At 45.5% G+C, this 10,479-nt stretch carries 11 protein-coding genes and 1 pseudogene; 10 read left to right on the top strand and 2 right to left on the bottom strand.

Annotated features, from left to right (window positions below; genetic code table 11):
- The 9 genes from WBA89_RS00315 to WBA89_RS00355 form a co-directional block, all read left to right on the top strand.
- Positions 1 to 1,160, top strand: a 1,160-nt coding sequence (locus WBA89_RS00315; RefSeq protein WP_424402984.1) for a sulfotransferase, incomplete at its 5' end; no start/stop codon positions are given.
- Positions 1,161 to 1,339: 179 nt separating this feature from the next.
- Positions 1,340 to 1,975 (top strand): Uma2 family endonuclease, encoded by a 636-nt coding sequence (locus WBA89_RS00320; protein ID WP_424402986.1) that lies wholly within the window; start codon positions 1,340 to 1,342, stop codon positions 1,973 to 1,975.
- A gap of 198 nt (positions 1,976 to 2,173) precedes the next feature.
- Positions 2,174 to 2,908 (top strand): glutathione peroxidase, encoded by a 735-nt coding sequence (locus tag WBA89_RS00325; RefSeq protein WP_424402988.1) that lies wholly within the window; start codon positions 2,174 to 2,176, stop codon positions 2,906 to 2,908.
- Between the two features lie 205 nt (positions 2,909 to 3,113).
- Complete coding sequence (locus WBA89_RS00330; RefSeq protein ID WP_424402990.1) at positions 3,114 to 4,085, top strand: sodium-dependent bicarbonate transport family permease; 972 nt, start codon at positions 3,114 to 3,116, stop codon at positions 4,083 to 4,085.
- A 4-nt stretch (positions 4,086 to 4,089) separates the two neighbouring features.
- Positions 4,090 to 4,398, top strand: coding sequence for a P-II family nitrogen regulator (locus WBA89_RS00335; RefSeq protein ID WP_333089783.1), 309 nt, complete (start codon positions 4,090 to 4,092; stop codon positions 4,396 to 4,398).
- Positions 4,399 to 4,968: 570 nt separating this feature from the next.
- Positions 4,969 to 5,163, top strand: coding sequence for a hypothetical protein (locus WBA89_RS00340; protein WP_424402992.1), 195 nt, complete (start codon positions 4,969 to 4,971; stop codon positions 5,161 to 5,163).
- Positions 5,164 to 5,210: 47 nt separating this feature from the next.
- Entirely contained in the window at positions 5,211 to 6,242 is a 1,032-nt protein-coding gene (gene gap, locus WBA89_RS00345) for a type I glyceraldehyde-3-phosphate dehydrogenase (RefSeq protein WP_424402994.1), read from the top strand.
- Between the two features lie 154 nt (positions 6,243 to 6,396).
- The gene (locus tag WBA89_RS00350; RefSeq protein WP_424402996.1) at positions 6,397 to 6,771 is read left to right on the top strand and encodes a DUF1823 family protein; all 375 of its coding nucleotides are present in this window, start codon (positions 6,397 to 6,399) and stop codon (positions 6,769 to 6,771) included.
- Positions 6,772 to 7,059: 288 nt separating this feature from the next.
- Positions 7,060 to 7,755: a CsgG/HfaB family protein gene (locus WBA89_RS00355; protein WP_424402998.1), complete on the top strand. Its 696-nt coding sequence runs from the start codon at positions 7,060 to 7,062 to the stop codon at positions 7,753 to 7,755.
- 394 nt (positions 7,756 to 8,149) lie between these two features.
- Here the strand turns inward: WBA89_RS00355 and miaA are convergent, their stop codons facing one another.
- Positions 8,150 to 9,073, bottom strand: coding sequence for a tRNA (adenosine(37)-N6)-dimethylallyltransferase MiaA (gene miaA, locus WBA89_RS00360; RefSeq protein WP_424403000.1), 924 nt, complete (start codon positions 9,071 to 9,073; stop codon positions 8,150 to 8,152).
- Positions 9,074 to 9,342: 269 nt separating this feature from the next.
- On the opposite strand from miaA, the gene WBA89_RS00365 reads away from it, so the two are divergent.
- A complete protein-coding gene (locus WBA89_RS00365; protein ID WP_424403002.1) occupies positions 9,343 to 10,380 on the top strand; it encodes an ATP-binding protein in 1,038 nt (345 codons plus the stop codon).
- A 5-nt stretch (positions 10,381 to 10,385) separates the two neighbouring features.
- Here WBA89_RS00365 and WBA89_RS00370 read toward each other — a convergent pair.
- Positions 10,386 to 10,479: pseudogene (locus WBA89_RS00370) on the bottom strand (IS1 family transposase); the annotation flags it as partial.

Consider the following 10,479-nt stretch of genomic DNA (forward strand, 5'->3'; position numbering starts at 1 on the left):
ACCAACTTCTCTTGACATCCGATCCGAGTTGTGCTGAACTGTCAGCGGAATTAGAGGAGTTGTTGCAGCAGCAAGAAAAGTACGTTAGCACTTTAGCCTCCGCCCGCGCCCAAGTCGCCCAAAAACCCGATGATTGCTGGTCTTATTACAATTTGTGGGAAGTTTTGGTTAAGCAAAATAAGCTGGTTGAAGTTGAGACGTTGTGCCACGAAGTTGTGGAAGCTCAACCGGAGGCTTTTTGGCATTATTTGAATTTGGGGGAAGTTTTGACTAGACAAGATAAAATTGCTGAGGCGATTCGTTGTTATCAAACTGTTAGTTACAAACAAAGTTTGGCATCTATTATCAGTAAGAGGACAGGCAAGATGCCTGTTCCACAAGATACAGATACAGGCAAGATGCCTGTTCCACAAAATTGGAACTTAAAATCTGTGAAAGTTCCTAATTTTATAATTATTGGTTCTCAGCGGTGCGGCACGACTTCTCTGTACACTTATTTAGCTCAACACCCACAAATTTTGACTCCGATTAAAAAGGAGATGGATTTTTTATCTTGGCACTTTGAAAGAGGAATTGATTGGTATTTGGCTCATTTCCCGCCCATGCCGCAGGGAGGCGAGTTTGTGACGGGTGAGGCTAGTCCGAGTTATTTTGACTGTCGGGAAGCGCCGAAACGTCTCTACAGCCTGTTTCCAGAGGCTAAGCTGATTGTGCTGTTGCGAAATCCGGTCGATCGCGCGATTTCTCATTTCTACCGCTTAAAGGGCTTGAATTGGGAAGGGCGATCGCTCGATCGGGCAATTAGCGACGAAATCGAACGGTTGAATCAAAATCCAGAATACATCATCGGCGAAGAACCGGGGAATTATTTAGCTCGCGGTAGGTATATAGAATTTATTAAAAATTGGCTGGCTTTCTTTCCCAGAGAACAGTTGTTAATTTTGAAAAGTGAAGATTTTTATGCCGGTGCAGCGGCGACTGTTCAGCAAGTTTTAGAATTTTTAGATTTGCCGGAATATCAATTACCTGAATATCAAAATGCTAATCCTGGTTTTTATCCGCGAGTAAATGAGTCGGTTCGCTGCTGCTTGAGCGATTATTTTAAACCTTACAATCAGGAATTAGAGGAGTATTTGGGGAGAAAGTTTGATTGGGAATAAGATAACACGGCGGTTGAAACCGCGTGGATACGAACAAAACCTGCCGACGCCGGTTGAATAAAAGGTGATTAAAGTTCGGTTATTCTCTTTACACTGCGTCCGGCTGACGAAAGTTTGTGTAAACCTGGTTTCAACCGCCGTCTGCTAAAATGAGAACAACTTGTAATGAGGTAATACTAATGCTGACAATCGAGCTAGATACATTACTTAAAGAACAAGCACTCCAACGCCAAGATCCCGAAGAGCGCTACATCACGGATACGGTGAACTGGGAAGAATACGAGACACTGGTACATCGGATTGGAGATGCTGCGGGATATCGAGTTACTTATTTAGATGGAGTTTTAGAAATTATGTCACCTTCTCGCCGCCATGAAAATGGTAAAACTCGCATTGGAAATTTGCTGGAAATTTATTTTGTAGAAGCTGACATTGAATATTTCCCTTTTGGGTCTACAACTCTGCGGCAAGAGGAAAAAAGTGGCGGTACGGAACCGGATGAAGCTTACTGTATTGGCACAGATAAAGAATTTCCCGACTTGGTAATTGAAGTGATTGTTACCAGTGGCAGCATCAATAAACTGGAACTCTATAGAAGGTTGAATGTGCGAGAGGTTTGGTTCTGGCGAAATGAGAGATTTTCGATCTACCATTTGCGAGAAGAGATTCCGGTTGAGTTTGTATCAAACTGCGGTTATGAATTAATCGCAAACAGCGAATTGCTACCGGAACTTGATATCGAGCTGTTGACAGAATGTGTCAAAAATCCTCATCCGCTAGCAGCAGCAAAGGCATGGAGACAGAATTTGCGTTAGCGAAGCTTGCAGCTATGGGATCGCCCTAAACAGCAAGTTTTCAATCTGCTCGATCGCCAAGCTGTCGCAAAGACGAGCAACTGACTCGCGCGCAGCAGTCCCAAGAAAAAACCCGCCCCCCCTTGACAAGTCATACTCGTTATGAGTACGCTATAGGAAGCAAAGGAATTTAACCCAAATACCCAAGGATTCAAAATTATGCTGCCTAACAAAGAAGGTAAAAGAGTACCCAAAGTCACCTTTCGCACTCGCAAAGACAACGAGTGGGTGGATGTCACCAGCGATGACTTGTTTGCAGGCAAAACCGTAGCGGTGTTCTCGCTACCGGGAGCATTTACTCCCACTTGTTCCTCAACACACCTCCCTGGCTACAACGAATTGGCGAAGGTTTTCAAAGAAAATGGCGTAAATGAAATCCTTTGTATGTCCGTCAACGACGCTTTTGTGATGAACGAATGGGCAAAAGACCAAGAAGCAGACAATGTGACCTTAATTCCCGACGGTAACGGCGAGTTTACTGAAGGCATGGGAATGCTGGTAGACAAAACAGATTTAGGCTTTGGGAAGCGGTCTTGGCGCTATTCGATGCTGGTCAAAGATGGTTTGGTTGAGAAAATGTTTATTGAACCAGAGGAACCGGGCGATCCTTTCAAGGTGTCCGATGCTGATACGATGCTCAAGTACATCAACTCTTCAGCAACCAAGCCGAAGGTGGTTTCGCTATTTACAAAAATGGGCTGTCCGTTCTGCGCTAAGGCTAAGGCCATGCTGACTGAAAAGGGCTTGGATTATGAAGAAATCCTCCTGGGCCGGGACATCACAACCCGATCGCTCCGGGCGGTAACTGGCGCTACAACAGTGCCGCAAGTATTTATCGACGGCAAGTTGATCGGCGGTTCCGAAGCCCTAGAATCTTACTTGGCAGTTGCTTAGTTAGGTAAAAATACTTAGCCGGCAAGCGCACAGTGCACGCCTTACTCGTTGTAAGGTTGGCACTGTGCGCTTTTGCTGTATTTGGCGGTATTTAGCCCGATCGAGCTTTCGGAGTCAAAAGTTCGATCGCGCTAAATACCGCCTCTCGTGCAACAATGTATTGCTGAAACAATATTAAAAAAATCAAAAATGGGAGTCACCTATTGTGGATTTGAGTCTCGTAGCGTCAAATATCTTAAATCCACCAGTTTTAGCTTTTTTCATGGGAATGGCAGCAATTTTTCTCAAATCCGATTTAGAAATTCCCGCCCCCATCCCCAAACTGTTTTCCTTGTATCTGCTATTTGCGATCGGATTTAAAGGCGGCGTCGAACTGTCCAAAAGCGGCATTGACCAGCAAGTCGCCCTGACAATTTTGGCAGCAATGCTGATGTCTGCCCTAGTACCAGTTTATACTTTCTTTATACTGAGAATCAAACTCGACTCCTACAATGCAGCGGCGATCGCAGCCACCTACGGTTCCATCAGCGCCGTCACCTTTATCACCGCAACCTCCTTCCTCACAGCACAGGGCATCGACTTTGACGGTTACATGGTAGCAGCGCTAGCATTAATGGAATCCCCAGCAATTATCGTCGGTCTAATTCTCGTCAGCGTATTCGGCGGCGAAGAAGAAAAACGCGAAATTGTTTGGTCAGAAGTGATCAAAGAAGCCTTTCTAAACAGTTCAGTATTTCTGCTAATTGGCAGCCTCATCATGGGGATACTGACAGGAGAACACGGCTGGGAAGTTTTAAGTCCCTTTACTCAAGATTTGTTTTATGGCGTTCTGACTTTTTTCTTGCTAGACATGGGCTTGGTTGCTGCTAGCAGAATTCAAGATTTGCAAGATGCAGGAATTTTTCTGATCGGCTTTGCAATCCTCATTCCCATAGTTAACGCAGCCATTGGTTTAGTGATAGCCAAAATAATCGGAATGCCGGAAGGAGATAGCCTGCTGTTTGCCGTATTGTGCGCGAGTGCTTCTTACATCGCAGTACCGGCAGCAATGCGGCTGACGGTTCCCGAAGCTAACCCGAGCCTTTACATTTCAACAGCCTTAGCAGTGACGTTTCCGTTTAACATCATTGTAGGCATTCCCGCGTATCTATACGCAATCAATATATTTTGGAGGTGAACCGATGGAGACAGTTAAAAGAATAGAAATTATTGCGAACTCGGTGGAACTTCCAAAGATTTTAGACGGTTTAGAAAAAGCTGGCGTTCCCGGTTATTCAGTGATTAGGGGTGTCGCAGGCAAAAGCACCAGGGGTACTCGATCGCGCGATTTAGCAATGACAATGCTGGATAATATTTACGTACTGGCTTTTTGCGAACCCGATCGAATATCGGCAGTTGCAGAACATATTAGACCCGTGCTAAATAAGTTTGGCGGGTCGTGTTTTATTTCGGATGCGGTGGAATTGCTAACCACTAAATGCGTCGGGTAGCGATTAGTCATTGGTCATTAGTCATTAGTCATTAGGCATGGGGCATTGGGCATGGGCATTGGGCATTGGGCATTAGCATTTTGTAGGGGCGGGTTTAGAAGAGGATATATGATACAAATGACTAAAAAAAAGGCTTGCGCCCGCCCACTCAGTCATTAGTCATTAGCATTTTGTAGGGGCGAGTTTAGAAGAGGATATATGATACAAATGACTAAAAAAAGGCTTGCGCCCGCCCTCTCAGTAAGTAGTCAGTATAGCGGTTCTCACAAAGGTGAGGTATGCTTTTAGGCTCGATGCTTTTAGGCCCGATGCTTTTAGGCCCGATGCTTTTAGGCCCGATGCTTTTAGGCCCGCGAGAGCACCTCATCTTTCTGAGAAAGGCTATAGTCAGTAGTCATTAGTCATTGCTCGTTACCAGGCTCTGCCTGGTAATGCAGCTCCAGAGGCTCTGCTTCTCTTTTCCTAGCACTTCTAAAGATGGAAGAGTGTAATAAATGTTTAAATTATTAAATTTTCGTTTCTAATCGGTTTTTGCTTTTAGATAAATCTTTGATTATCACTTTCGCCTGATTGAAAAAAGCCGATTTTGAAAAAAAATCTGCGCCGGCTATTGTTATAGAAAATTTACAATTATCGAGCATCAGCCATCAGTCCTTAGCAGGCGGTCATTTCAGGATGAATTGCCCTTCGCCGCCGCCGAATTCAGAATTATTAAGATATAGAAAAGAATCAGTTACAAAAACAGCCAAGCGTGGTAAATTCTAAGCCACAACAAGCGATCGACTAGCGAGATTTTCAAGAGGAGTTTAACAATGGCTGCATTAAAAGTCGGCATCAACGGATTTGGGCGCATCGGACGGCTAGTCATGCGCGCCGGCATCAAAAACCCCAACATCGAATTTGTCGGCATTAACGACTTAGTTTCGCCAGAAAACCTGGCTTATCTTTTCAAATACGACTCCACCCACGGAATTTATGACGGCGAAGTTGAAGGTAAGCCAGACGGTATCATCGTTGACGGAAAATTTATCCCCTGTACGTCAATTAGAAATCCAGCCGAATTGCCTTGGGCTAAAACAGGTGCAGATTATGTTGTAGAATCTACGGGATTGTTTACAGATTTTGAAGGCGCATCAAAACACTTGACGGCGGGAGCAAAACGAGTAATACTTTCAGCACCGACTAAAGACCCGGAAAAAGTTCCAACTTTTCTAGTAGGCGTCAATCACCACAAATTTGACCCGGCAAAAGATACTGTTGTTTCCAATGCTAGCTGCACTACGAATTGTTTAGCACCAATTGCCAAAGTTATTAACGATAACTTCGGTTTGGAAGAAGGTTTAATGACTACTGTTCACGCGATGACTGCTACTCAGCCTACTGTAGATGGGCCAAGCCAAAAAGATTGGCGGGGAGGACGAGGCGCGGCTCAAAATATTATTCCATCTTCGACTGGTGCGGCGAAAGCTGTTACTTTGGTGTTGCCGGAATTGAAGGGAAAATTGACGGGAATGGCTTTGCGAGTCCCAACTCCTGACGTTTCTGTGGTGGATCTTACTTTTAAAACGAGTAAGGAAACTAGCTACAAAGAAATTTGCGAGGCTATGAAAAAAGCTTCCGAGGGCGAACTAAAAGGCATTCTTGGATATACTGAGGATGCGGTGGTTTCGACGGATTTTGTGGGCGACGCGCGATCGAGCATTTTTGATGCAGGTGCGGGACTTGAACTGAATTCTACGTTTTTTAAAGTCATTTCCTGGTATGACAACGAGTGGGGTTATTCTTGCCGCGCGATCGATTTGATGCTGTCGATGGCCGAGAAGGACGGAATTTTGAATAATTGATTTTTTGGGGGGTGGCATTTTGGGCGGGCTAGAAGCCCACCCCACAAACAAATTCCTATGATTTTTTGTGGAACGGGATCTGCGGCCCGTTCCTGATAATGTTATCTAATGTGAGTTAAACTTTTTTTATTTCTGATTCGATCGCACTTTAATCATGTCAGAATTACCACCGCTGAATCACGAAACTATTTGGGCTATCCTCAACGAAGAAATGGACGATGCTGCTGTTAACAGATTAGTTTGGCTGTATCTGGGCTACCGCTGCGATGCCGAGACTGGGGTGTGGAATAATGAAAATGTTGCTAGCGAATGGTGCCAAGATTACCCGGAACCGCCGGATTTTATCGATTCTAGGCCTGCGACGGTGAAATTGACGCGATCGACCCCTCCAGAAAACAAGCAGTTACTGAAGGAAAAATTGGGGTTTAAGGGCTATAAAATAGGGGAATTCGGGCCGAGACAGACTCGCAGGGCGACGATGGCTAATTGGTTGATGGGTTTCGTGGAAGCTGGGGGCTTGAAACCTTGATTAAACTCTTCCTCTGTTTCTCTGTATCCTCTGCGGTTATACCAAATTTATAAAACAGCGCTACATATCTACCCCCCCCAACCCCCCCTTATAAAGGGGGGGAGTCAAACTTTCGGTAGTAGCATAACTTTATGAAATTGGTATTAATTAAAAAAAATTTAGAATTTTAGCAGTCAAAAAAGACTAAAACCGATTCCCGCATTCCAACTCGATCGCCCGCAACCCTGACATCCGCCGGTTCCGTGTACTATTCTAGAATCGGAACAAAACCACTGTGAGGAAAAATTTATGAAAACAACCACTATATCTGGCTTAACCGGCATTTCTCTAGCTGCGCTAATGCTAGCAGGCATTTCAGTCAATGCGATCGCCGCACCGGCAACCACCCAATCCCCAACCCAAATCGCCCAAACTACCGCCAAAAAGCGCCTCGTCGTCATGGACTTCGACTACGGCACCACCAACAGCTATTACACTTCTTACCGGGGAGTCGGCGCAGCCAAAGGCATCAGCGAACTGCTAATCAACGAACTCGTCAACAATGGCACCTATACAGTAGTCGATCGCAGCAAACTCGAACAAGCGCTCAAACAACAAAATCGCACAGGTTCAATGGATGCCGGCACAGCAGCCGAAATTGGCAAACAATTAGGAGTTGACGCGGTACTAATCGGCACCATTACCAAGTTTAATGTTGAGAAACAATCCGGCGGCGGCAGTTTCATGGGAATCGGCGCCGGCTCGCAAAAAACCAAAGCTACCGTTCAAATAGACGTAAGGTTAATCGGTACAGATTCCGGGGATATTCTTGCCACAGCTAAATCAGTAGGAGAAGCGGATCAAAGCGATTCCAATTTTTCTGTCCGAGGTATTGGCGGTAATTCCGGCAGTAGCAATGAAGACGGACTTTTGAGCGCGGCAGTTGATAAAGCAGTATCCCAAATGGTGACTAAACTGGCAGAAGTATCCAAAAAATTGCCGTAAAATAATCATACCAAGTTCGGGTAAAAAATTCGGCATTCCTCAAGATATCAGGATGGGAAAGACGAAGTTGTATTAATTGATTTACAGCATATTCCATTGAGATGCACTACCCCAGAAACCGGGTTTCTCGAACAACCATCAGTTGACAGTTCTCTAACTGTAAAGAAACCAGATTAGGAGTGCGTATTTCACAAACCCTGAATACGCTGTACGTCAGCGAAAAATAGCAGACAGTGCCTCAAAAAGTGGATGTTTCATCTCTCTCTTCTCTTCCTCTGCGTTCTCTGCGCCCTCTGCGGTTAAATAATTCCGATGCAACCGGAAACGATATCAGCCCAAAAAATATCCTCGACTATTGAGAGTGACAAAATGTTTTTTTCCGAACTGGTTCGGATTATTGCCAATCGCCAAAATCTTGATTGACAAACTCCTGCATTCTCTGCCAAACTCGCTCCAGCAAATCTGGCGCGCTAACATCAAACCATTCAATTTCAGGATATGCTCGAAACCAAGTTCGCTGTCTCTTGGCAAATTGCCTCGTGTGCAAAATTGTTAATTCCTTAGCTTGATTCAGGGTAATTTCGCCAGCCAAATATTGTTGGATTTCCTGATAGCCCAGCGTGTTCAATAAAGGCAAGTCGCAGCCGTATTTTTTAGACAAAAATTCTACTTCACTCACCCAACCGCGTTCTAACATTTGTTCGGTGCGCTGTTTGATGCGATCGCCCAAAACATCAATATCACAATCCAACCCAATTTGTAAAATAGGATAATTGGGGGGATTTTCGCCCTGCTGTTCGGAAATAGAGCGCCCGGTGACATAAAATACTTCGAGTGCTCTTAAAGTTCTAACCGAATCGTTGAGGTGAATTTTTTCTGCAGCAGAGCGATCGACCTGCTGCAAGATCGCGTAACATTGAGATTGTCCGAGTTCCGCCAGTTGCGATCGCAATTGGGGCACCGGTGCTACCCTCGGAATTTTCAAACCCCTGACAATCGATTTAATATACAAACCAGTCCCTCCCACCAATAACAGCGGGGGAGAAACCGGAAAATCTACATCAGCAATTATTTTTTGAGCTTGCTGCTGGTAGTCGGCGAGTGTTAGAGTTTCTGTCGGATCGCAGATGTCAATTAAGTGATGCGGTACCAAAGCGCGATCGGCCCCCGTCGGTTTTGCCGTTCCGATGTCAAATTCGCGGTACACTTGACGGGAGTCCGCACTCAAAATTGCCGATCGCAGTCGTGAAGCCAAAGCCAAAGCCACCCCCGACTTCCCCGTCGCCGTCGCCCCACAAATCGTAATTAATCTAAACATAAGCCGTCGCAGATTTCCCTATAAAAACCGTCAAATCCTCTCCTAGACTCTCTTCCTCTCCACTTTCCCCTCTCTCCATCCACTCATTCACCGCGCTACACCAGGAAATTCGCGAAGCAATCTCACAACTATTCGCCTCCGTCCCCCTAATAAATTTCCATTTAGAATGCCCTAGCATCGCCATTAACCGTTTTGTGCTATAATTTTAGGAGTTTTTCCATTTTAGAAGCTTTTGGGGCTTTAGACCTCATTATTGGAGCTATTGTTGTATGACTGGCAGCTACAGCGCCGACCAAATTCAAGTTCTCGAAGACCACGAAGCAGTTCGCAAACGACCGGGGATGTACATCGGCAGCACGGGCCCGCGAGGACTCCACCATTTAGTTTACGAGGTTGTTGACAATTCGATCGACGAAGCGCTGGCCGGTTACTGCACTCACATCGAAGTTGACCTCAACGCTGACGGTTCCGTTACCGTGACAAACAACGGCCGGGGAATTCCCACCGAGATTCATTCCAAAACTGGCAAATCATTCTTGGAAGCAGTTTTAACGGTTGTCTGCTTTGCGGGCAGGAGTGGCGACGGCTACAAGGTTGCTGGAGGTATCCACGGAGTTGGGATAGTAGTTGTCAATGCTTTGTCTCAATGGTTGCAGGTAACTGTTTGGCGCGAGGAGCAAATTTACAGCCAGCGTTTTGAGAAAGGCATCGCCGTTACGCCGCTGACAGCTAAACCCAGTTCCGAAAACCGCACGGGTACGTCGATTTGTTTCAAACCAGATGCGGAGATTTTCAAGAGTGGCACTCAGTTCGATCGCACCACTCTTGCCCTTCATCTGCGGCAGCTTGCTTATCTCAATCCCGGTTTGACAATTATATTGACTGACAACCGCTTGGAAATGCTTGGCAGCAGTTCTCCCTGCATCGAAACTTACTGCTTCCCCGGCGGTATCCGGGAATATGTCGCCTACCTGAACTCTGATGTGGAAACGCTGCACGAAGATATTATTTACATTCAGGGCGATCGAGACGACGTACAAGTAGAAATAGCCTGTCAGTGGCACCTTCTGAATCAAGATAATTCCTACAGCCGACTGTTTGGTTTTACTAACTGCGTTCGGAATATCGATGGTGGCACTTACATTAACACCTTTCAATTGGCAGTGAGGCGGGTGGTAAGTGCGATCGGCCACCAACTGGGCAAACTCAAAAATACAGACCCAGTTTTAATGGGGAATGAGGTTTTAGAGTGTGGCTTCACCGCAGTCATTGCCGTTAAGGTAGTCCTGCATAGCAAGGAAGATTAAGGATTTTAATTTATAAGTAAACTCGCGTTATACTCATGAATAAAATACCAAATTACTCCTATATGATTGGAGAGTTTTTTAGAGAAGGAAAGAGTTTTT

The sequence above is a fragment of the Microcoleus sp. genome (genome assembly GCF_049646505.1).
Lineage (GTDB): Bacteria > Cyanobacteriota > Cyanobacteriia > Cyanobacteriales > Microcoleaceae > Microcoleus.

Coding starts and splice junctions, on each gene's coding strand:
- WBA89_RS00320 (WP_424402986.1), top strand. CDS start 1,340: ATGCTGACAATCGAGCTAGATACATTACTTAAAGAACAAGCACTCCAA.
- WBA89_RS00325 (WP_424402988.1), top strand. CDS start 2,174: ATGCTGCCTAACAAAGAAGGTAAAAGAGTACCCAAAGTCACCTTTCGC.
- WBA89_RS00335 (WP_333089783.1), top strand. CDS start 4,090: ATGGAGACAGTTAAAAGAATAGAAATTATTGCGAACTCGGTGGAACTT.
- gap (WP_424402994.1), top strand. CDS start 5,211: ATGGCTGCATTAAAAGTCGGCATCAACGGATTTGGGCGCATCGGACGG.
- WBA89_RS00350 (WP_424402996.1), top strand. CDS start 6,397: ATGTCAGAATTACCACCGCTGAATCACGAAACTATTTGGGCTATCCTC.
- WBA89_RS00355 (WP_424402998.1), top strand. CDS start 7,060: ATGAAAACAACCACTATATCTGGCTTAACCGGCATTTCTCTAGCTGCG.
- miaA (WP_424403000.1), bottom strand. CDS start 9,073: ATGTTTAGATTAATTACGATTTGTGGGGCGACGGCGACGGGGAAGTCG.
- WBA89_RS00365 (WP_424403002.1), top strand. CDS start 9,343: ATGACTGGCAGCTACAGCGCCGACCAAATTCAAGTTCTCGAAGACCAC.